Annotated in this window: 20 protein-coding genes; 9 read left to right on the top strand and 11 right to left on the bottom strand. The window is 68.9% G+C overall.

Translation table 11 applies throughout. From position 1 onward, the window contains the following. Positions 1-104 precede the first annotated feature (104 nt). The 4 genes from JWQ81_RS22025 to recQ form a co-directional block, all read right to left on the bottom strand. Positions 105-524 carry a hypothetical protein gene (locus tag JWQ81_RS22025; RefSeq protein WP_297544371.1) on the bottom strand — a complete coding sequence of 140 codons (420 nt, stop codon included), beginning with the start codon at positions 522-524 and terminating at the stop codon, positions 105-107. After that, positions 524-1,342, bottom strand: a complete 819-nt coding sequence (locus JWQ81_RS22030; protein ID WP_297544372.1) for a heavy metal-binding domain-containing protein — start codon at positions 1,340-1,342, stop codon at positions 524-526. Before JWQ81_RS22030 ends, JWQ81_RS22025 begins: the two co-directional genes overlap by 1 nt. Before the next feature lie 11 nt (positions 1,343-1,353). After that, positions 1,354-2,172, bottom strand: a complete 819-nt coding sequence (locus tag JWQ81_RS22035; RefSeq protein WP_297544373.1) for a heavy metal-binding domain-containing protein — start codon at positions 2,170-2,172, stop codon at positions 1,354-1,356. 158 nt (positions 2,173-2,330) lie between these two features. Continuing rightward, the gene (gene recQ, locus JWQ81_RS22040) at positions 2,331-4,181 is read right to left on the bottom strand and encodes a DNA helicase RecQ (protein ID WP_297544374.1); all 1,851 of its coding nucleotides are present in this window, start codon (positions 4,179-4,181) and stop codon (positions 2,331-2,333) included. A 117-nt stretch (positions 4,182-4,298) separates the two neighbouring features. Here recQ and JWQ81_RS22045 point away from each other — a divergent pair, with 117 nt between their 5' ends. After that, the gene (locus tag JWQ81_RS22045; protein WP_297544375.1) at positions 4,299-4,820 is read left to right on the top strand and encodes a PadR family transcriptional regulator; all 522 of its coding nucleotides are present in this window, start codon (positions 4,299-4,301) and stop codon (positions 4,818-4,820) included. A gap of 35 nt (positions 4,821-4,855) precedes the next feature. Here JWQ81_RS22045 and JWQ81_RS22050 read toward each other — a convergent pair whose 3' ends face one another. Further along, the gene (locus tag JWQ81_RS22050) at positions 4,856-6,145 is read right to left on the bottom strand and encodes an RNA polymerase sigma factor (protein WP_297544376.1); all 1,290 of its coding nucleotides are present in this window, start codon (positions 6,143-6,145) and stop codon (positions 4,856-4,858) included. 104 nt (positions 6,146-6,249) lie between these two features. Between JWQ81_RS22050 and JWQ81_RS22055 the strand changes: the two genes are divergently transcribed. Further along, positions 6,250-6,996 (top strand): DUF899 domain-containing protein, encoded by a 747-nt coding sequence (locus tag JWQ81_RS22055; protein WP_297544377.1) that lies wholly within the window; start codon positions 6,250-6,252, stop codon positions 6,994-6,996. Between the two features lie 83 nt (positions 6,997-7,079). Here the strand turns inward: JWQ81_RS22055 and JWQ81_RS22060 are convergent, their stop codons facing one another. Further along, the gene (locus JWQ81_RS22060) at positions 7,080-8,297 is read right to left on the bottom strand and encodes a cytochrome P450 (protein WP_297544378.1); all 1,218 of its coding nucleotides are present in this window, start codon (positions 8,295-8,297) and stop codon (positions 7,080-7,082) included. A 181-nt stretch (positions 8,298-8,478) separates the two neighbouring features. Between JWQ81_RS22060 and JWQ81_RS22065 the strand changes: the two genes are divergently transcribed. From JWQ81_RS22065 to JWQ81_RS22075, 3 genes are read left to right on the top strand one after another with little or no spacing between them, the layout of a single operon-like run. Further along, positions 8,479-9,003, top strand: a complete 525-nt coding sequence (locus JWQ81_RS22065) for a PadR family transcriptional regulator (RefSeq protein WP_297544379.1) — start codon at positions 8,479-8,481, stop codon at positions 9,001-9,003. Further along, entirely contained in the window at positions 9,000-9,683 is a 684-nt protein-coding gene (locus JWQ81_RS22070; RefSeq protein ID WP_297544380.1) for an ABC transporter ATP-binding protein, read from the top strand. The genes JWQ81_RS22065 and JWQ81_RS22070 overlap by 4 nt, the downstream gene beginning before the upstream one ends. Positions 9,684-9,709: 26 nt before the next feature. After that, the gene (locus tag JWQ81_RS22075; protein WP_297544381.1) at positions 9,710-12,013 is read left to right on the top strand and encodes an ABC transporter permease; all 2,304 of its coding nucleotides are present in this window, start codon (positions 9,710-9,712) and stop codon (positions 12,011-12,013) included. Positions 12,014-12,033: 20 nt separating this feature from the next. Here JWQ81_RS22075 and JWQ81_RS22080 read toward each other — a convergent pair whose 3' ends face one another. Next, on the bottom strand, positions 12,034-12,996 hold the full coding sequence (locus tag JWQ81_RS22080) for a 2-oxoglutarate and iron-dependent oxygenase domain-containing protein (RefSeq protein WP_297544382.1): 963 nt from the start codon (positions 12,994-12,996) through the stop codon (positions 12,034-12,036). A gap of 10 nt (positions 12,997-13,006) precedes the next feature. Then, positions 13,007-13,477 carry a nucleoside deaminase gene (locus JWQ81_RS22085; protein WP_297544383.1) on the bottom strand — a complete coding sequence of 157 codons (471 nt, stop codon included), beginning with the start codon at positions 13,475-13,477 and terminating at the stop codon, positions 13,007-13,009. Positions 13,478-13,561: 84 nt separating this feature from the next. Between JWQ81_RS22085 and JWQ81_RS22090 the strand changes: the two genes are divergently transcribed. Further along, positions 13,562-14,524: a YafY family protein gene (locus tag JWQ81_RS22090; RefSeq protein WP_297544384.1), complete on the top strand. Its 963-nt coding sequence runs from the start codon at positions 13,562-13,564 to the stop codon at positions 14,522-14,524. Between the two features lie 99 nt (positions 14,525-14,623). Here JWQ81_RS22090 and JWQ81_RS22095 read toward each other — a convergent pair whose 3' ends face one another. Next, positions 14,624-15,235 (bottom strand): TetR/AcrR family transcriptional regulator, encoded by a 612-nt coding sequence (locus JWQ81_RS22095; protein WP_297544385.1) that lies wholly within the window; start codon positions 15,233-15,235, stop codon positions 14,624-14,626. Positions 15,236-15,369: 134 nt separating this feature from the next. On the opposite strand from JWQ81_RS22095, the gene JWQ81_RS22100 reads away from it, so the two are divergent. Beyond that, complete coding sequence (locus JWQ81_RS22100; RefSeq protein WP_297544386.1) at positions 15,370-16,125, top strand: SDR family oxidoreductase; 756 nt, start codon at positions 15,370-15,372, stop codon at positions 16,123-16,125. Then, entirely contained in the window at positions 16,122-16,913 is a 792-nt protein-coding gene (locus JWQ81_RS22105) for an SDR family oxidoreductase (protein ID WP_297544387.1), read from the top strand. Before JWQ81_RS22100 ends, JWQ81_RS22105 begins: the two co-directional genes overlap by 4 nt. A 108-nt stretch (positions 16,914-17,021) precedes the next feature. On the opposite strand, the gene JWQ81_RS22110 is transcribed toward JWQ81_RS22105, so the two are convergent. Next, entirely contained in the window at positions 17,022-17,813 is a 792-nt protein-coding gene (locus JWQ81_RS22110; RefSeq protein WP_297544413.1) for an enoyl-CoA hydratase-related protein, read from the bottom strand. Between the two features lie 149 nt (positions 17,814-17,962). Beyond that, positions 17,963-18,436 (bottom strand): hypothetical protein, encoded by a 474-nt coding sequence (locus JWQ81_RS22115; RefSeq protein WP_297544388.1) that lies wholly within the window; start codon positions 18,434-18,436, stop codon positions 17,963-17,965. Positions 18,437-18,614: 178 nt separating this feature from the next. Here JWQ81_RS22115 and JWQ81_RS22120 point away from each other — a divergent pair, with 178 nt between their 5' ends. After that, on the top strand, positions 18,615-20,267 hold the full coding sequence (locus JWQ81_RS22120) for an AMP-binding protein (protein ID WP_297544389.1): 1,653 nt from the start codon (positions 18,615-18,617) through the stop codon (positions 20,265-20,267). Positions 20,268-20,271: the final 4 nt, after the last annotated feature.

Here is a 20,271-nt window from a genome sequence, read left to right on the forward strand (position 1 = left end):
GTCCCACGCCCGGTTCCGCCACCAGCGCAACTCGACGGCGAATTGTGGTGGCAACGGCCCATACCTATGACCGAGGAGCGACAAAAGTACAAAAGTGCCCGGGGTTAGAGGCCGAAGAGGCGGGAGAGGGCTTCGCGGGCGGTGGTGTCGCGGGCGGCGAGCTTGGTGAGGACGTCGGCGAGCACGGTCAGCCACTCGTCGACGCCGACCTCCTTGCGGCTGATCGCGACACCCCGGACGACCGAGCGCACCTCGGCCTTCACCCCGCCGTGCTTGGCGGCTGTCAGCTCGAGCAGCTTGTCGTCCGTGGTGACGCGCAGCGAGATCGGCTGCCCCTCGCGGCCGGCCACCCGGTCGGCCATGCTGCGGCGGCGGTCGATCTCGACCATGCCGGCCGGCAGCGCGTCGCCGAGGGTGTCGGAGAGGACCCTGGCGTAGGACTCGACGTCGGACCGGTCGGTCCGCAGCGCCGCGACCAGCAGGTGCAGGTCACCCATCGGCCCGAGGCCGGATTCGTCGGCCATCAGTCGGTCAGCGGCAGCACGAGCTGCGGTTTGGCGATGGTGTGGTCGGCGCGCAGCGGTTTGACCGCGGTGCCGATCGCGAAGAACTCCGTCGTGTGGCCGCCCCAGCGGTGGGGGAGCGACAGCAGCTGCACGCCGACGATCCCTTCCGCGTGCAGCTGCTCGGCCTCGGCTTGCATCCGGCTCATCGCGAGCTCTCGCGCGTCGTAGAGCGCTTCGGTGAACTGCGGGATCTCGACGTTCTGCCCGATGTTGCTCATCGTCTGCCGGAACCGCTGGTGCGCGATGTGGTAGACGCAGGTGCCCATCACCATGCCCAGCGGGGCGTAGCCGGACTGCACCAGCGTCCAGAAGTCCTGCCCCGATAGGTCCGAGGTGAACGGCTTCCCGGTGTTGTTGCGCCATTCGCCTGGCTCGTCGGCCTTGACCGCGGTGCCGACGGCGACGAACTCGGCAAGGTCGTTGCCGAACTCCTTGAACTCGATCTCGAGGCGTACCCCGACGATGCCGTCCGCGCCCAGCACGTCGGCTTCGGCCTCCATCCGGGACATCGCGAGCTCGCGAGCGTGGTACATCGCCTGCGAAAGCCTGTCGAGCTCCTGGTTTTTGCTCCACCGGCCCATCTGGAACCCGACGTGGTAGATGCTCGAGCCCAGTACCAGCCCCAACGGCCGGAAACCCGCTTCGCGTACGAGCAGGAACTCGTTGACGCTCAGATCCGAAGTGAAGAGGCTGGTCGCCTGGCCAGGCTTCATCTCGGCCAGGCGACGCATCGCGTCTTCCGGGATGTTGGTGGCTGTGGGATCCGCGGTCGTCATGTGAATTCTCCTCAGCGCTGCCGGACCGGCAGGATGGTCAAGGTCGAGTGTGGTGCTGCTTTGCCCCGGTGGAACTTCGCGATCGCGGTACCGAACATGACCGCCTGTGCCGCCACCGCGGACTCCCCGAGCGGCCACATGTTCAGCGACATCGCGGAGACGATCGCGCCGTCCGCGCCGGTCTGCTTGAGGGTGCGGCGGAACTGGCCGCGCGCCCCGGCCCGGACCTTGCTGACGAGCTGGGTGTAGGCGTCGACTTCGACATTGCCCGCCCACGCCGTCAGCTGGTACGCGGCGTTGTAGTTGTAGGTCGCGCGTGCCTCCAGCGCGATCATGAGCGAGGCCGGCGCCCAGCCCGCGAGCATCAGCTTGGCGACGTCCTGCCCCGCGAGCTCGGTGGTGAACAGCCGCTTCGGACGCTGTTTCGTCTCGGCCCGGACCGCGGTGCCCAGCGCGACGAACTCCCGCTGGCCGTTGCCCAGGTGCGAGATCGAGAAGGTCACCCCGACCACGCCATCGGCGCCGATCGCGACGGCTTCCTGCCGCAGGCGGTCGAGCGCCATGTTGTACCCGTGCCGCATCGCCGCCGCGAACGGTTCCATCGTCAGGCCGGTGTTCGTGGCCATCATGGTCGCCGTGCCGAGCGCGATCGCCGGGTAGATCTGCATCACGATGCAGCCCATGACCTCGCCGACCGGCGAGAGCCCGACGGTCTCGATGCCGACCGCGGCGGGCACCGACAGCAAGGAGGTCTTGAGCCCGGATGCGGCGTACCTGTCGACCCGCGCTCGGGCGACCGGTGGCAGCCCGCGGCCGTCCCACTCGGTCAAGACGAACCTCCTCGTTGGCCTAGGTGACGGCCTCTTTGTGCACTGAGATCCACAGTAGAGGAATCACCGTGGCAGCGCCGTGAACCTGGCCGTGCCTGTGTGGTCCGTAATGTCTGGCCGCTATCCGGCCCCGGCCGCTGCCACTGTCCGGCCACTGTCTAGCCGGCGAGCGTGTCGAGGATCTGCTGTCCGTATTTCGCCAGTTTGTTCTCGCCGACCCCGCTGACCGTACCGAGCGCGGACAGCGTGGCGGGCCGTTCGGTGGCGATCTGACGCAGTGTCGCGTCGTGGAAGATCACGTACGCGGGCACACCCTGCTCCTTCGCGCTGGCGCCGCGCCAGGCGCGCAGGAGCTCGAAATCGGCGTTCGCGGACGCCGGCATGTCGACGGCGGCGGCCTTGCCGCGCGACTTGGCGGTCTTGGTCGCCCGCGCCGTCCTTTCCGGCTCGCGCCGGAGAAGGACCTCGCGCTCGCGGCGCAGGACTTCGGCGCTCGTGTCGGTGAGCACCAGGGTGCCGTAGTCGCCCTCGACGGCCAGGAGCCGCTGGGCCAGCAGCTGGCGCACGACTCCGCGCCACTCGGTGTCGCGCAGTTCGGTGCCGATGCCGAACACCTTCAGCGAGTCGTGGTTGTGCTGGCTCACCTTGGGCGTGGTCTTGCCGAGCAGGATGTCGATGATCTGGCCGGCGCCGAACTTCTGGTGGCGCTCTTCGGCGAGCCGGAACACCGTGGAGAGCAGCTTCTGCGCCGCGATGGTGCCGTCCCAGGACTCCGGCGGGGTGAGGCAGGTGTCGCAGTTGCCGCACGCGGAGCTGTCCTGGCCGAAGTACGCGAGCAGCTGCACGCGGCGGCAGGTCACCGTTTCGCAGAGCGCGAGCATCGCGTCGAGGTGGGTGCCCAGCCGGCGGCGGTGCGCGTCGTCGCCTTCGGAGGTGTCGATCATCTTCCGCTGCTGCACGACGTCCTGGAGACCGTAGGCGAGCCACGCCGTCGACGGCTGGCCGTCACGGCCCGCGCGACCTGTCTCCTGGTAGTAGCCCTCGACGGACTTGGGCAGGTCGAGGTGCGCCACGAACCGGACGTCGGGTTTGTCGATGCCCATCCCGAACGCGATGGTGGCCACCATGACCATCCCGTCCTCGCGCAGGAACCGTGACTGGTTCGCGGCGCGGACCCGCGCGTCGAGCCCCGCGTGGTAGGGCAGCGCCTGAATTCCGTTGTCCACCAGGAAATCCGCGGTCTTCTCCACCGAAGCACGCGAAAGGCAGTAGACGATTCCGGCCTCGCCCGGGTGCTCGGTGCGCAGCAGGTCCAGCAGCTGCTTCTTGGGCTCGTTCTTCGGTGCGATGCGGTACTGGATGTTCGGCCGGTCGAAGCTCGCGACGAAATGCCGCGCCTCGCCCAGGTTCAGCCGGAACGCGATTTCGGAGTGGGTCGCCTCGGTGGCGGTGGCCGTCAGTGCGATGCGCGGGACCTCGGGCCAGCGCTCGTGCAACGTCGACAGGGCGAGGTAATCGGGGCGGAAGTCGTGGCCCCACTGGGCGACACAGTGCGCCTCGTCGATGGCGAACAGGGAAATCTTGCCGTTTTCCAGCAACCGCAACGTGGATTCGACCTTGAGCCGCTCGGGCGCGAGGTAGAGCAGGTCGAGCTCACCGGACCGGAACGCCGATTCGACCCGGCGCCGCTGCTCGAAATCCTGGGTGGAGTTCAGGAAACCGGCGCGGACGCCGAGCGCGGTCAGTGCGTCGACCTGGTCCTGCATCAGCGCGATCAGCGGCGAGACCACCACCCCGACACCTTCGCGGACGAGCGCCGGAATCTGGTAGCACAACGACTTTCCGCCGCCGGTCGGCATGAGCACCAGCGCGTCGCCGCCGGTGCAGACGTGGTCGATGATGTCGGCCTGGTTGCCCCGGAAGGAGTCGTAGCCGAACACGCGATGCAGGACCTGCAACGCTTCGCTGGATTCGGGTTCGGAACCGGCACCGGATTCGGGGTAGGCCATCCGGCGATTCTACGAGGGCCCCGGCGGCCGGTTCCGGCGCACTGTAATCTACAAGTGACCTGTCACTCAAAGAGGGTGATTGCTTGACATGTCAATATTGGAGCGTACGGTGGGGTCATGAGTCTCCGACACGCGCTGCTCGGCCTTCTCGTGGATCGTCAGGGCAGCGGATACGACCTGATGAAGCTGTTCGAGACCTCCCTCGCCAACGTCTGGCCTGCCACGCAAAGTCAGGTCTACGGCGAACTCGGGAAGCTGGCGGACGGCGGGTTGCTGGCGGTGGCCGCCGAAGGTCCGCGCGGGCGCAAGGAGTACTCGCTCACCGAGTCCGGGCTCGCGGAGCTGCGGCACTGGCTCGTCGACGTCGAACCCACCCGGGTCCACCGCAGCGACATGCTGCTCCGGGTGTTTTTCCTCGGTGCGTTGACCAGGGAAGAGGCGCACACGTTCCTCGTCAAGGAGCAGCTGCGGGCCTCGCAGGACCACGACGCGTACGAGGACATCAAGGAGAAGATCGACTGGGGCGACGACATGATCTCGGTCAACGGCCGGATCGCGCTGGAGTTCGGACTGCGGCTGAGCGCGATGCGCGAGGAGTGGGCGCAGTGGGCGGCGGACCAGCTCACCGTGCCGTCTTGACCTCGTAACGAAACTCCACTCACCCGGCACTCCACTCACCCGGCACTACGGGCGCATTCTTCGGCGCGGCCGAGCAGGAACGTGCGCTCGCGGGAGTTGCGGGTCATCGCCGCCGCCCGTTCGAACTCGGCCTTCGCTTCGACGAACCGCTCGAGCTTCGCCAGGAAGTCTCCACGCACGGTCGGCAGCAGGTGGTAGTTCGCCAGCAGCGGTTCCGAGATGAGCGCGTCGACGAGTTCCAGCCCGGCGGCGGGCCCGAACGCCATCGAGACGGCCACCGCGCGGTTGAGCTCGACGACCGGAGACGGGCTCATCTTCGCGAGCTGCCCGTAGATTTCGGCGATCCGCGCCCAGTCGGTGTCCTCGGGGGCCAACGCTCGCGCGTGGCAAGCGGCTATCGCGGCCTGGAGCACGTACGGCCCATCGGCGTTTCCGGTTCGCTCCGCGCGGTCGAGCGCGGCCAGGCCGCGGCGGATCAGCAGCCTGTCCCAGCGGGCGCGGTTCTGGTCGAGCAGCAGGACCGGTTCGCCGTTCGCGCCGATCCGTGCCCTGGTCCGCGATGCCTGGATCTCCATCAGCGCGACGAGCCCGTGTACCTCCGGCTCAGCGGGGGCCAGCTCGGCCAGGATCCGCCCGAGGCGCAGGGCGTCTTCGCAGAGCGCCGGGCGCATCCAGTCGTCGCCCGCAGTGGCCGAGTAGCCCTCGTTGAAGATCAGGTAGACGACTTCGAGGACCGACGCGAGCCGCTCGGCGAGCTCGGGGCCCCGGGGGACTTCGAACGGGACCTTCTTCTTCGCGAGGGTCTTCTTGGCCCGCACGATGCGCTGGGCGACAGTGGGCTCCGGTACGAGGAACGCGCGGGCGATCTCGTCGGTGGTCAGGCCGCCGAGCAGGCGCAGGGTGAGCGCCGTGCGCGCCTCCGCCGACAGCACCGGGTGGCACGCGGTGAACACCAGGCGCAGCAGGTCGTCGCCGATGTCGTCGGGCTCGTCGAGGACGGCGTCGAACTCGGCCGGGACGGTGTCCTGCCCGTACTCGAGGTCCCGCCCGATCTCCTCCTGCTTGCGCCGCAGGTTCTGCTGGCGGCGCAGGTTGTCGATCGCGCGGCGTTTCGCCGTGGTCATCAGCCACGCGCCGGGGTTGTCGGGGACGCCCGAGGACGGCCACTGTTCGAGCGCGGCGACGAGCGCGTCCTGCGCCAGCTCCTCGGCGAGCCCCACGTCGTGGACCATCCGGGCGAGGCCCGCGATCAGCCGCGGTGCCTCGATCCGCCACACGGCGTCGATTGCCCGGTGTGTGTCGGCCTGTGTTTCGGTGCTCCCCACGACGGTTGATCCCAGCACCTTCCCCCGGATGGCGCAAGGTGGTCGGCCGGCTGGCGCTCGCGGTGGCACGATGGGCCCACGGAACGCGATCGGAAGGATCCGTCATGGATAGTTCGCGAGTCGTCTCCAGGCACGACTGGCTGGAGGCCAGGAAAGCCTTGCTGGTCAAGGAAAAGGAGCTGACCCGGCAGCGTGACGCGCTGAACGCGGAACGGCGGGGGCTGCCGGTGGTGAAGGTCGGCAAGCACTACGTCTTCGAGTCTCCGGACGGCCGGGTCGGGTTGGCCGACCTGTTCGAAGGACGCCGTCAGCTCATCGTCCGGCACTTCATGTTCGACCCGGCCTGGGACGCGGGCTGCCCGAGCTGCACGGCGGCCTGCGACGAGATGTCCGCGGGGCTGCTCGACCACCTGCACACCCGCGACACCACGTTCGCCGTGGTCTCGCGTGCGCCGCTGGCGAAGATCGAGGCGTACAAGGCGGAAAAGGGCTGGGACTTTCCCTGGTATTCGTCCTACGGCAGCGACTTCAACTACGACTACCACGTGACGATGGACGAGTCGGTCGCGCCGCCGGTCTACAACTATCGCGGCCAGGCCGAGCACGAGGAACTGGGCACGGGTTACTACTTCGACGGCGCGAAGTCCGTCGAAGAGCCCGGCCACAGCTGCTTCCTACGCGACGGCGACGACATCTTCCACACCTATTCGAGCTACGCGCGCGGCGCCGAGACCCTCGGCGGTTCGTATTACTTCCTGGACCTGACCTACCTCGGCCGGCAGGAAGACTGGGAGGAGCCGAAAGGCCGTGCCGCCGAGCTCCGCACCGCCACGCCGGACTTCCTGACCTAGCCGGCGCCTGATCCGTGCGCGGACCCCTCAAGGCCATTTTGAGTGCGTTGAACGCACTCAAAATGGCCTTGAGGGACAGCTCGCTACCAGGTGACGGGGATCGCGTGCGCGCCGAAGACGAGGGCGGACGGTTCCCGGAAGGACAGTTCTTCCACCGGGACGGCGAGTTCCAGGTTCGGGAGGCGGCGGAACAGCGTCTCGAACGCGATCTGCAGCTCCATCCTGGCCAGGTTCTGCCCGATGCACTGGTGCGGCCCGAAACCGAAGGCCACGTGCTGACGTGAGCCGCGCTCGATATCGAACGCGTCGGGGTCGGGGTAGACGTTCGGATCGCGGTTGGCCGCGTATCCGAGCGGCAGCACGCCTTCGCCCGCGGGGATCGTCACCCCGTTGACCTCTATGTCTTCGGTGGCGACGCGCAGCGCGACGGTGTCGGCGACGGTGAAGTACCGCAGGAGTTCTTCGACGGCGTTCGAGATCTTGCTCGGGTCCTCGCGGATGATCGCGAGCTGGTCCGGGTGCTCCTTGAACGCGAGTACGCCGAGCCCGATCATGTTCGCCGTGGTCTCATGGCCGGCGACCAGCAGCGCGACCGCCATCCCGACCAGGTCCGCGACGGCGATGGGATCGGCGGCGTCGGCTTGCGCGGCCAGCCTGCCCAGCAGGTCCTCGGTCGGCTCGGCGAGCTTCGACTGCACCAGCCCGTGGAGGTACCCCATCACGGCATCGGAGGCTTCGGAGCGCTCGTCCAGGGGGGTGGCGCGATCGACCATTTTGGCCGAGCGGGTCTCGAAGAAGGAATGGTCGGCGTAGGGGACGCCGAGCAGTTCGCAGATGACCAGCGACGGCACCGGCAGCGCGAACGCCGCGACCAGGTCGACCGGCTTCGGACCGGCGAGCATGGCGTCGATGTGCTGGTCGACGATCTGCTGGATCCGGGGCCGCAGCGCCTCCATGCGCCGTACGGTGAACTCGCCGACGACCGACCGGCGGGACTCGCCGTGCTCCGGCGGGTCGAGGTTGAGGATCACCCGCCTGCCTTGCTGCGGCGCCGACCCATCGCTCTTGTTCAGCCGGGGATAGGCCGGGTGGTGGCTGTTCGAGCTGAACCGGGTGTCGGCGAGTACCGCCCGGACGTCCTCGTGGCGGGCCACCACCCACATCTGCTCGCCCTCGTTGGGCAGGTCGACCTTGGTGACCGGCTCCTCCTCACGAAGGCGGCGGTACTCGTCGGGTGGCGCGAACGGGCAGGTGCGCGGCAGTGGAAACGTGATGGTGCCGGGATCGGCCACTTCGGTCAAGGAAAGACCCTCATTCCGGGATGAACAGCGGGTGGTGGGTGAGGTCGGGCTGGATCTGTCGAGCTATGTATGCGGATGGTTATATTCCGCTTTACCCGTCAAGGTACCCAAGTCGCGTCCCGGCGTCCAGCCGCCAGGGGTGTATGACTCGTGTGTATACCTCGTGTGTATAGTGGGTCTCATGTCACTGGGACACTCATTGCTCGGACTGCTCGAACAGGGCCCGAGTCACGGCTACGACCTGAAGAGGGCGTACGACCGGCATTTCGGCAACGACCGCTCGCTGCACTACGGGCAGGTCTACACAACGCTGTCCAGGCTCCTGCGCAACGGACTGGTCGAGGAGGCCGGCGTCGAGGCGGGGGAGGGGCCCGAGCGCAAGCGCTATGCCATCACCGATGCCGGGGTCACCGACGTCGACCAGTGGCTGCACACCCCGGAGAAGCCGGAGCAGTACCTGCAGAACACGCTCTACAGCAAGGTCGTCCTCGCGCTGCTGTCGAAGCGCAGCGCCACCGAGGTGCTCGATGTCCAGCGTGCGGCGCATCTGGACACCATGCGCCAGCTGACCCGCCGGAAGCTGTCCGGCGACCTCGCCGACCAGCTGATCTGCGATCACGCCCTGTTCCACCTCGAAGCCGACCTCCGGTGGCTCGAGCTGACCGCGGCCCGCCTCGACGAGCTCGCCCGAGAGATGAAGCCATGACCGACACCCCGTTGCTGACAGCCGAAGGCCTGCACAAGTCCTTCGGGCTGACCCCGGCACTCGACGGCGCGGGCATGAGCGTCTGGGCGGGCGAGGTCATCGCGATCATGGGCCCGTCCGGCTCCGGCAAGTCGACGCTCCTGCACTGCCTGGCCGGGATCATCCCGCCGGACTCGGGCACCGTGCGCCACCACGGCCGTGACCTCGCCGAGCTGTCCGACCGCGACCGGAGCGACCTGCGCCGGTCCGAGTTCGGTTTCGTCTTCCAGTTCGGCCACCTGGTGCCGGAACTGACCTGCCTCGAGAACGTCGCGCTTCCGCTGCGGCTCGGGGGCGTCAAACGCAAGGAAGCCGAGAGCCGGTCGCGTGAGTGGCTCGAGCGGCTCGACGTGTCCGAGGTCGCGGGCAAACGCCCCGGCGAGACGTCGGGCGGGCAAGGGCAGCGCGTCGCGATCGCGAGGGCGCTGGTCACTGGGCCGTCGGTGGTCTTCGCCGACGAGCCCACCGGCGCCTTGGACACTCTCAACGGCGAGCGCGTGATGAACCTGCTCGTCACCTCGGCGGCCGAGTCGAACGCCGCGGTGGTGCTCGTGACCCATGATCCGCGGGTCGCGTCGTACTCCGGGCGCGAGGTCATGGTCCGTGACGGCCGGGCGCGTGAAGTGGAGCGAATCCGTTGAGCCGCTTGCAGCCGAGCCGACTGCAGGTGAGCCGGCTGAAAGAGTGGAGCGCCGACCTTTTGCTGGGGTGCCGCCTCACCCTCAGCGGTGGACGGCCGGCGTGGACCAGGCTCGCGCTCACCGGGCTCGGGATCGGCCTGGCGGTGTGCGTCCTGCTGGTCGCGGCCTCCGCGGTAACGACCCGCGAACACCGGGACGCGCGGCTGAACTCGATCGCCTCCATCAGTGTGCCGCGGGCGGGAGTCGCTCCGCTCGTCCTCGTCAACTCCGGAACCTCCTTCCGTGGTCAGGAAATCCGCGCCAACTACGTCGAGGCCACCGGGCCGTCTTCGCCCGTGCCACCGGGGATTTCCCGGCTGCCACGTGAAGGAGAGGCAGTGCTCTCACCGGGGCTCGCGGCTGTGCTGGCTTCGCCCGACGGGGCGTTGCTGCGCCCGCGGATCACTCAGCACGTCATCGGGACGATCACCGAGGCCGGTCTGTCCGCACCGGACGACCTGAAGTACTACGCGGGTGCGTCGAACCTGCCCGCGATGCCGATCAACCTGGTCTACGGGTTCGGGGAGGCCCGACCCGGCAAGGGAATGACCGCCGACCTGTGGCTGCTCGTCGTGGTCGGGGTGATCGTGCTGCTCTTCCCGGTGCTGGTGTTCGCCGCGATCAGCACCCGGCTTTCCGGAGCCGAGCGGGACAGGAGGCTTTCCGCGTTGAGACTGATCGGCGCGAGCGCGCACCGGGTCCGGCGGATCGCGGCCGGGGAGTCGCTGCTCGGAGCGATGGTGGGCCTCGTGGTCGGCACCGGGCTGTTCCTCGTCCTCCGGCAGTTCGCCGACCAGGTCCGGCTCGCCGGGGTCAGTGTGTTCGTCGACGACGTCCAGCCCGCGCCGGTGCTGGCCGTCCTCATCGCCGTCGGAGTGCCGGCGATGGCCGTGATGACAGCGATCACCGCCCTGCGGCGGACCCTCATCGAGCCGCTCGGGGTGGTCCGGCAGACTTCGAGCCGCGGGCGCAAGCTGTGGTGGCGGCTGATCCCGCTAGTGCTCGGTGCCGCCTTGCTGGCCGCGCAGGGGAGCCTGACCGCCGAGTCCGACCCTGGCCTGCCCGGGATCCCGGCGATGGCCGCGATCGTGTTGCTGCTACTGGGGATTCCGACGCTGCTGCCGTGGCTGGTCGAGCGGACGGTCGGCTATCTGCGCGGCGGCACGCCGTCCTGGCAGCTGGCGACGCGGCGGCTGCAGCTGGACAGCGGGGTCGCGGCGAAGGTGGTCGGCGGGGTCGCGGTGCTGCTCGCCGGGGCGATCGCGTTGCAGACCACGGTGTCCGGCGTCGAGCGGGAGGTGCTCGACCGGCCACTGCCCACAGCGGACCAGAACACCCTGGTCGTGGCGCTGTCATCAGGGGCCGTCGGCAGTTTCGCGCAGGCGGAGAAGCTCGCCGGAACAGCGTCGGGGGTGCGGTCGATCGAGAGCATCCGGGTTGCCGACTTCCACGGCAACGCCAACGAGGGCGGCATGGTCACAGTCCTGCCATGCGCCGCGATGAGGTTGCGGGTCCAAGTCGGGCACTGCACCGATGGTGACGCCTTCTGGGCCGAGGGTCCGGGGTCCGACAGCCCTGCGGTGAGTGCGGGGCAGAAGGTCACGTTCAGCACGCCGACGGAGAAGGGCGCGATCTCCCCGGACGGTCCTCAGTGGACTATTCCGGTCTTCGCCAGGGTGCCGCTGTCGGCGGGCGGCCAGTACGGGGATGGGCTGTTCGTCACCCCTGGCGCGATCGCGGGCGTGGACGTGCCGTACGAGGACGCGAGGCTCACGGTGCATCTGGATCCGCAGGATCCGGACGCCGCCGAACGCGTCCGCAACGCCGTCGCCCCACTGGCCTGGCAGACGAGCACGACCCTGCAGGGGCAGCAGGACCCGAGCGACACAGTCCGGCAGTACCAGGCGATCCGGCGCGCGTTGACCGCCGGATCGCTGATCACGCTGCTGCTGGCCGGCGCGAGCCTGCTGGTGCTCGGGCTCGAACAGATCCGGGAACGGCGTCGCTCCTTGGCGGTGTTGGCGGCCACCGGGGTGCCGCGCGGGGTGCTCGCTCGTTCGCTGCTCTGGCAGAACGCGCTGCCGCTGCTGGTGGCGACGGTCTTTTCGACCGCTGTCGGTTTCGGGCTGGGGGCGTTGCTGCTGCGCATGATGTCCAAGCCACTCGCGTTTGACTGGGCGGCCGCGGGCCTCCTGGCCGGCTACGCGATTCTGGTCGTGTTCGCCGTCGCGTTGATGACCCTGCCCTCACTGAACAAGGCAACCGCCGCACTCGGCCTCCGCGCGGAGTGACCGCCATCTGACCAGACCTTTCAAGCCATGGTGATGGAATCGAGTTTCTCGCGGAGGTAGGTCGAGGCGAGGACTTCGGGGTACGTGGTCCGGCCGATCGGCGGTGCGAGTGAGGCGATCCGCGCGTCGTGGTTGGTCTCGTAGAAGAAGATGAGCGAGACCAGGTCCTCGTCGGGGGCGCTCGCGTCCGGCGGGAGGACGCGGTGCCGGGTGGAGCGCCAGCGGTCGCCGGTCCAGCGGGCCATCAGGTCGCCGATGTTGACGGTGAACGCGTCGGGGTCGAACGGCGCGTCCTCCCAGCGGCCGTCGGCGGTGAACACCTGCAGCCCGCCGACTCCGGCTTGGCGGTCGAGCACGGTCACGGTGCCGAAGTCGGTGTGCGGGCCGATGCGGAACTGCCCGGCCTCGGGGGTGCCGACATGGGTCATCGGCGGATAACGGTTGATGTTGAAGGTATAGGTCGGATGCCGCGTGTGCTGGGTGAAGTGGTCGGCGGGCAGCGCGAGTGCGGCCGCGAAAATCGTGAGCAGCTCGTCGGACAACGCCCGCATGCGGTCCATGTATTCGGTGGCCGCCGCGGCGAGTTCGGGGACCTCGGCAGGCCAGACGTTGGGCTGGAACCAGAACGCGTCGACCTCGGGATCGCCGACCGCCCCGTCGGCGCCGACGGAGTAGGACTCCTTGAGATCGGGCGGGGTCGCGGTGCCTTCGGCGTAGCCGTTGGCTTCCACGCCGGGTGGCAGCCAACCGCGCCCGCCCACGGTAACTGTGTACTTCGCCTTCGCGGCCTCGGGCAAGGTGAAGAACCGCCGCGCCAGCTCGCGGGTCGCCGTGCGCAGTTCGTCGGGCACACCGTGGCCGGTGATCAGCAGGAACCCCGATCCGCGCAGTGCCGCGTCGATCGCGGCGGCCACCGACGCTCGTCCCTCGGTGGTCCCGGCAAACCAGGGCGACAGGTCGACGAGCGGAACAGACGAGACCATCGTGGTGCTCCTAATCGTCCAGTGTGGACTTGTCGACGCCGATGTCCTCGAACCACAGGTCGGGACGGGCCGCGATGAACTCCGTCATCAGGCCGGTACAGACCGGGTCGTCCAGCAGCGTGATGTCGACGCCGTGCTCGGCCAGCCAGCCGTGCCCGCCGGAGAACGTTGTGGCTTCGCCGATCACGACCCGCGGGATCGCGAACTGGCGGACCAGTCCGCTGCAGTACCAACACGGCGAAAGTGTGGTGACCATGACCGTGTCGCGGTAGTGCGGCCGCCGCCCGGCGTTGCGGAACGCCGTCGTCTCCGCGTGCAGCGACGGGTCGCCGTCCTGGACACGCCGGTTATGGCCGCGGCCGAGCAGTTCGCCGTCCAGGGTGAACAGGGCCGCGCCGATGGGCACCCCGCCCTCGGCTTTGCCGAGCAGGGCTTCGTCCCGCGCGACGGCCAGCAGCGCGGCCGGATCGTAGGTCTGCATGGGCCCACTCTCGCGGGCGTGGGGCCTGGTCCGCAACCTTGATCGAGGACTCATCACGTCCGCGTTGTCTGCCAGAATCCCCGCATGGTCGAATCCGCGGCACGGCTGTTGCGCCTGCTTTCCCTGCTCCAGGCGCGCCGCGACTGGCCAGGACCGGATCTGGCCGAACGGCTTGACGTCGACGTCCGCACGGTCCGGCGGGACGTCGAACGCCTGCGCGGCCTCGGCTACCCGGTGCACGCCACCCCCGGCGTCGCGGGCGGATACCGGCTCGGTGCGGGCGCCGCGCTGCCGCCACTGCTGCTGGACGACGACGAGGCCGTCGCGGTCGCTGTCGGGCTTCGGACGGCGGCGAACGGCACGGTCGCGGGCATCGAGGAGACGTCCGTGCGCGCACTGGCGAAGCTTGAGCAGGTGCTGCCTGCCCGTCTCCGGCATCGCGTCAACGCCTTCGACGGTGTCACGGTCCCGTTGACCGCCGGCGTGGTTCCGGTGGATCCGGAGGTGCTGACCGTGATTGCCGCGGCGTGCCGCGACCGTCAGCGGCTCCGGTTCGACTACGAGAGCCACACGGGCTCCGCCTCGGAGCGCACGGTGGAGCCGCTGCGCCTCGCGTTCACCGGTCGGCGGTGGTACCTGCTCGCCTACGACGTCGATCGCGAGGACTGGCGCACCTTCCGTGCGGACCGGATCGCCGCGCCGCCGGTGCCGAGGTTCCGGTTCGCGCCGCGGGAGCCGCCGGATGAGGACCTCGCGGCGTACCTGGCCCGCTCGATTTCCTCCGCGCCCTACAAGTTCGTGGTGCGGATTGTCGTCCACGCGCCGGCGGAGGTCGTCGCCGAGCGGATCGGACCGTCCATCGGCCTGGTCGAGGCCCTCGACGAGCACACCTGCGTGGTGCACAGCGGGATGAACTCGTTCGAGGAGACGCCGTTCTACCTGGCGCGCTGGGAGTTCGACTTCGACGTCGTGGGCCCGCCGGAGCTGGTCGACCGGCTCCGGTCCATCGCGGCCCGGTTCACCAGGGCGATCGGCGGAGCCTTGTAACCAGTGTCACCGCGGGGTGGCACCCGAATCTCCGGCCCGCCGGTTGATACCGACTGGTTGGTATGTCACGCTGCTGACGTGACGTCAAAGCAGCCGTTGTCAGCGGCGCGCGCCCAGCATGCTCAGGACGAGCTCGCCGTATTCGCGGCCGAGCTCGACCGGGGTCTGGCGCGAGCGCTCGTTGTACCAGCGCGCGACGTCGACGCCGAGCGAAAGCACCGCCCGCGCGGCCGTGCGCGGATTGCTCACGGTGAACGCGCCCGACGCGGTGCCTTCGGCGATCACCTCGCGCACCAGCCGTTCGATGCGCCGGCGCAGCTCAGCGACGACTTTGTACTCCTCTTCCGGCAGGGCCTGGAGCTCGTACTGGACCACTCTGGCCACTGTGTGCCGCCGCGCGTGCCAGGCGACGAAGTCCTCCACGATCAGCTGAATCCGCTCGACCGGTTTGTCGACCCGCGCGAGGACGTTCTCGACCAGCGCGAGCGTGTTCTCGTGACCGCTGCGGCTGATCGCGAACAGCAGCGCGGCCTTCGACGGGAAGTGGACGTAGAGCGCGGCGGGACTCATCCCCGCGCCGCTCGCGATATCCCGCGTGGTGGTGGCGTGGTAGCCCTGGCGCGCGAACGATTCGACCCCGGCGAGCATCAGCCGCCTCGCCGCCTCCGGCTGGACTTCCGGCCACAGCTCGGCGGACAGGGACACAGGCATCGCACACTCCTCTCAGACGCGAGGCCTGCCGGTGGCGGGCTTGACAGGACGCCTCGATCCTCACAGTGTAAGCGAGCGCTTAGTGCTCCATTCGCCGTAACACGGGAATGCCGGAGAACAGGAGATCCACAGCAGTGAACTCGTTCAAGGATCGCGTCGCGATCATCACCGGCGCCAGCCGCGGAATCGGGCTGGGCATCGCCAAGGAACTCGTCGAACGCGGCGCGAAGGTCTGCATCACCGCGCGTAAGCCCGAGGCGCTCGCCGACGCCGTCAACGAGCTCGGCGGCCCCGATGTGGCGATCGCCGTCCCCGGCAAGGCGGACGACACCGCCCATCAGGAAGAGGCCGTGGCCAAGGCGATCGAGGCGTTCGGCCGACTCGACATGCTGGTCAACAACACCGGCATCAACCCGGTCTACGGGCCGATGCTCGACATCGACCTCGAGGCCGCGATGAAGATCTTCGCGGTCAACGTGCTCGCTCCGCTGTCCTGGACGCGTCGCGCGCGTGACGCGTGGATGGGCGAACACGGCGGCTCGGTGGTCAACGTGTCTTCGGTGGCCGGATTGCCCCACGCGTCGCCGGGACTCGGGATGTACGGCGTGAGCAAGGCCGCCCTGATCCGCCAGACCGTGGAGCTCGGCGTCGAGTTGGGGCCGAAGATCCGCGTCAACGCCGTCGCACCGGCCGTGGTGAAGACCAAGTTCGCCACCGCGCTCTACGAAGGCCGCGAGGAAGAGGTCGCTTCGGCGTATCCGATGAAGCGGCTGGGGGTGCCCGCCGACATCGCCGGCGCGGTCGCCTTCCTGCTTTCGGACGAGGCCGGCTGGATCACCGGCCAGACGCTCGTGCTCGATGGCGGCGTGACGTTGATGGGTGGCGTATGAGCACCCGGCTGGCCGGCGCCGGGGTGGTCGTCACCGGCGGTGGCGGCGGGATCGGCGCGGCGCTGGCCCGCCGGTTCACCGCCGAAGGTGCCCGAGTGGTGGTCGCCGACCTCAACGCCGACGCCGTCAACGCCGTCGCAGAGGAGATCAAAGGCACCGCTGTCGTCGGTGACGCGGCCAGTGAAACGGGCGTCGAAAGCCTGATCGCGCAGGCCCGCGAGGCGCTCGGTGACATCGACGTCTTCTGTGCCAACGCCGGTGTGGCCGGTTTCGGGATCGGCCGCGAGTCGACCGAAGACGACTGGTCGCTGGCCTGGGAAGTCAACGTGATGGCCCACGTCCGTGCCGCGAAGCAGCTGCTCCCGGCTTGGCTCGAGCGCGGCAGCGGGCACTTCATCGCCACGGTTTCGGCCGCAGGCCTGCTCACCAGCCTCGGCTCCGCGCCCTACTCGGTCACCAAGCACGGCGCGCTCGCGCACGCCGAATGGCTGGCCGCGACCTACCGCCACCGCGGGCTGACCGTGCAGGCCGTGTGCCCGCAGGGGGTCCGCACGCAGATGCTGACCGACGCCGGCAAGGCGGGCGACCTGCTGATGGGCGAGTCCGCGATCCAGCCGGAGCAGGTGTCCGACGCGCTGATGACAGCGATCAAGGAGAACCGCTTCCTGGTGCTTCCGCACCCCGAGGTCGCCGGCTACTACGCGGCTCGGGCGACCGACACCGACCGCTGGCTCGGCGGGATGAACAAGCTCCAGCGGAAGATCGAGCAACACTCCTTCGACGAGTGATCGGCAGCCGGACGTGGGACTCGGCCGCGAGTCCCACGTTCAAGCGAGTGAGTCCCACGTTCGCGCGGCGTGAAGTGCACGCGGGCGGTCGTGGGGGTGCTTGGGCGGTCAGCGAGTGCGTTCGTAGGGCGGGAAGTTCGGGGGGCGGCGTTCGTTCCAGCTGGCCAGGCCTTCGGGGAGTTCGGGGTGGCTGAACGATTCGAGCATCAGGGCGGTGGCGGTGGAGGCGGCGTCTTCGAGGGTCATCGCGGGTTCGTGGCGGAGCTGGTCCTTCATGATCGCCATGGACCGCGGGGCGCTGTAGGTCGCGAGTTCTTCGGCGTACGCGTTGGCGCGGTCGGCCAATTCTTCGGCGGGAACGACTTCTTGGACGAGGCCGTAGTCGAAGGCCTGTTCGGCGGTGAACGTGCGGCCCGACAGCAGGAGGTCGGCGGCGCGGCCCCGGCCGATGAGTTCCGGCAGCAGTTTCGCGACGCCGTATTCGGCGATCAGGCCGCGTCGGGAGAACGCGGTGGTGAACTTGGCGCCCGCGGCGGCGAACCGCACGTCGGCCGCGCAGGCCAGGACGAACCCGAGCCCCGCGCAACCGCCATTGATCGCCGCGATGACGGGTTTGGGGGTGAACGCCGCCGCCAGTACGTCGCGGAAGGTCTCGTGGCGGTCGGCTTCGGGGGTGGGGCCCGCGGAAATGCCGTCCAGCAGGCCCAGGTCGGCGCCGGGGCAGAACGACCGGCCTCGGCCGGTGACGACGACGGCTCGCACGGCCGGGTCGGCGCTCGCTTCCCTGAGCAAGGCGCCGTAGCGGGCCTGCATGGCCAGGTCCATCGCGTTCGCGCGGGCGGGGCGGTCGAAGGTCAGGGTGGCGACCCCTGCCGCGTCGCGATACCCGACACCGTCCACGACATCGTCCACAGTGGACTTCGGGTTTTCCCGTACGGGCTGTGACACGAGGACCTCCTTTGGCCTGCGCCTGATACTAAGCGCTCGCTCATGGACAAACCAGGGGATCGGTAGCCCGAATAGTCGCCTCATGCCCGGATCGTGCCTGATCACGCACTCCTTCGGGCGTGGTAGCCGGCGAACCAGGCGAGCGCGTCGGGAACATCCACGGCTCGGTGGTCGGCGACGGTGTCGGGCGAGGCGCCCTGCAGGATCCGTTTGACCGGGACTTCGAGCTTCTTCCCGGTACGGGTGTGCGGAATGTGTTGTATGGCGAGGATTTCGTCGGGTATGTGCCGTGGTGACGCCTCGTCGCGGATGGCGGTCCTGATGCGCGTGGCGAGGGCGTCGTCGAGGACTGTGCCGTCCCGCAGCACGACGAACAGCGGCATCCAGTAGCCGCCGTCCGGCTGCTCGGCACCGATCACCAGGGCCTCGGTGATCTCCGGTAGTTGCTCGACCGCCCGGTAGATGTCGGCGTTGCCCATCCGGACGCCGTTGCGGTTGAGGGTGGAGTCGGAGCGGCCGTGGATGACGACCGAGCCGCGGTCGGTGATGGTGATCCAGTCGCCGTGCCGCCACACGCCGGGATAGGTGCGGCATATCGAACGAGCGCCCTGTCAGTTGATCGCATACGCGCGGGAGCGGGGGGTCGAACAGTTGGACGCTCGGCGGTAGGGCGTCGAGGGGTTGACCGCCTCTCCGCCGCCTTCTAGCGTCCTCATACCGACTGGTCGGTGTCCAACGTGGGAAGGTGCCCGGGTGAGCTGGTACGACGAGAAGCCATGGCTAGCCCGTTACGGCGAATACGGGATCGACAGCCAGGCCGTCGGGACGGTGAGGCCGCTGGAGACCTTCCGTCGCACCGCGGATCGTGTTCCCGAAGTCACCGCGATCGCGTACTTCGACTCCGAACTGAGCTACCGCCAGGTCGACGAGCTCTCGGACGGCATCGCGAACCACCTGCTTTCCAGCGGGTTCCGGAGCGGGGACCGGCTGGTGATCCTGCTCCAGAACATCCCGCAGTTCGTCCTCGCGCTGCTCGGCGCCTGGAAAGCGGGCGGCATCGTCGTCCCGGTCAACCCGATGTACCGCGGTGCCGAGCTCACGCACGTGCTCTCCGACGCCGGGGTGGCGGCCGTCGTGTGCTCGCAGACGGCTTGGAACGCCTACGTTTCCGACGTCGTCGCCGCGAGCGACGTCCGCATCTCGCTGACCACCAGCGAACTCGACCTCCAGACTCGCGACGACACGCGAGCGCTCGGCAAGGTTCAGCGCGAGGAAACTCCCGGCGCGCAAGACCTCCTCGACGTCGCGCGAGCCGCCGGCGCCAAGCCGCCTGAGCCGGCTTTCACCGCCGAAGACGTCGCGTTGATCAGCTATACCTCGGGCACCAGCGGAACGCCGAAGGGCGCGACCAACACTCATGGGAACATCGGGATCAACGCCGCGACGCTGACCAAGTTCAGCGGGCTGGGCGAGGGCAGCGTGCTGTTCGGGCTGGCGCCGTTGTTCCACATCACCGGGATGGTGTGCGAGCTCGCGTCCGCGATCGACATCGGGGGCACCCTCGTCCTCGCGTACCGATTCGAGTCAGGGGTGGTCCTTGACGCGTTTCTCGAGCATCATCCCGTGTACACCGTGGGCCCGTCGACGGCATACATGGCGTTGATGTCCCATCCTGACGTCTCGCGCGAGCACTTCGCTTCGTTCCAGCATGTCTACTCCGGTGGGGCAGCGCTTCCGCCGGCCGTCGTCGACACGTTCGAAGAGCGGTTCGGCCACTACATCCACAACGGTTACGGGCTCACCGAGACGACCGCCGGCTGCGTCGTCGTGCCAGGGCCCGCGCGAGCACCGATCGACCCGGCGTCCGGGACCATCTCGATCGGCCTCCCGGTGCCGGGCACGATCGTCCGCATCCTCGGCGAGGACGGCACGGAACTCCCGCTCGGCGAGCCGGGGGAGATCGCCGTCGAAGGGCCGATGGTCGTCCCCGGCTACTGGAACCGGCCGGCGGAGACCGCGGCCGCACTGCCCGGCGGGCGACTGCTGACCGGCGACATCGGGTTCATGGACACCGATGGCTGGCTCTACGTCGTGGACCGCAAGAAGGACATGATCAACGCGTCCGGGTTCAAGGTGTGGCCGCGCGAGGTCGAGGACGTGCTGTACACCCACCCGTCGGTACGCGAAGCCGCCGTCGTCGGTGTGCCGGACGCGTACCGGGGCGAAACGGTCAAGGCGTATGTCAGCGTGCGACCGGGTAGTTCGGCCGATCCGGCCGACATCGTCGCGTATTGCCGCGAGCGGCTGGCCGCGTACAAGTACCCCAGAGAAGTCGAAGTGCTCACCGAGTTGCCGAAAACGGTCAGTGGGAAGATCCTGCGCCGGGAACTGCGGGACCGAGGATAACGAC

The organism is Amycolatopsis sp., assembly GCF_025464955.1.
Lineage (GTDB): Bacteria > Actinomycetota > Actinomycetes > Mycobacteriales > Pseudonocardiaceae > Amycolatopsis.